Source organism: Okeania sp. SIO2B9, from assembly GCF_010672505.1.
Lineage (GTDB): Bacteria > Cyanobacteriota > Cyanobacteriia > Cyanobacteriales > Microcoleaceae > Okeania > Okeania hirsuta.
The window spans coordinates 1-1,138 of sequence record NZ_JAAHGK010001763.1 but is presented as its reverse complement, the minus strand read 5'-3'; the positions used below and the strand labels follow the sequence as shown (position 1 = coordinate 1,138).

Annotated in this window: 1 protein-coding gene; it reads right to left on the bottom strand. The window is 27.2% G+C overall.

Translation table 11 applies throughout. From position 1 onward, the window contains the following. Positions 1-522: 522 nt before the first annotated feature. Positions 523-1,044: a late competence development ComFB family protein gene (locus F6K13_RS34245; protein WP_124145733.1), complete on the bottom strand. Its 522-nt coding sequence runs from the start codon at positions 1,042-1,044 to the stop codon at positions 523-525. Positions 1,045-1,138: the final 94 nt, after the last annotated feature.

Here is a 1,138-nt window from a genome sequence, read left to right as displayed (position 1 = left end):
CAAAATACTAAATATTCAATAATTCAATCTTTAGGTATTTATTATTAATTACTATTTTTTGAAGTATTACTAGGAGAAGTAGGTATATTTCCTTCTCCTAGTAATACTTCAAAAAATAGTAATTAATAATAAATACCTAAAGATTGAATTATTGAATATTTAGTATTTTGACTGTATTTTCATTTTCTAAGATACTATGTACTGATATACAAAACATTCTCCTTGCTATTATTTCAATTTTATTTGTTGAGTAGAAGATGTTTTCAAACATCTCTACTCTAATTATTTCATAGGTGGTATTTCTAAAATTTAGTCCACTTTGTTCATAAACAAAATAAATAATGATATAGAATTGTCAATTTTTGATGTAAAAAAAACTACATATTTACCTAGCAAATAATAATTTAGAATACTTCATAATTACTAATATAAATATTTTTTTTGTTTATATAATTTTTTTATTCTTAGAACAAACAAGCCTAATGTACCTATCTAGTCAGGATAATTTAATTATAAATCAGATTATTGTTCATAATGTGGAGCATAAGATTTAAGTAATTCACTAAGTTGTGAACCAACATCAGGATAACTACCAAAAGGTGTAGAATTAATTGGTTGTCTATCTATATTTTGAGCAATAGCTTCATTTATCTGCTGAGAAATTAGATTTTGAAGTTCATCTTTAGCTTTAGACCTTTGAAACTGAGCGCCCTCCTCTGTAGTAGCATATAAAGGAGGAAGTCTATTTAAAGCATAAGCTGCAATATCTCCCACATCAAGGGTTTTTTCGCTAGTGGCCTCAATCTCTGTCACTCGTGCGATAGCCTCAGACAGCACTAGTTCTTCCATAACATTAATAAATTGTTTACGAGGTAAAACAACAACTTCTCCTGTTAATAAAGCTCCCATTAAACGATCAAGAGCCATATATTCCTCAATTGATAATTCAGAAGCCGTGTTACAAATTAATCCTACCTCTGCTTCCATAGAAGGTGTTAAATAACCATCTTGTAAAGCTTGTTCAACAATTTTTTCTATGCTCATAAGTTTTATTCTAAGTTTACTGAAAATAATTTTTAAATAAGGTTTCTACATATTTATCAGATTAAAATTATAAGTTAATCAAAGTAAGATGATA

Bases quoted from the DNA above. Each gene is read 5' to 3' on its own strand.
- F6K13_RS34245 (WP_124145733.1), bottom strand. From the start codon at position 1,044: ATGAGCATAGAAAAAATTGTTGAACAAGCTTTACAAGATGGTTATTTA.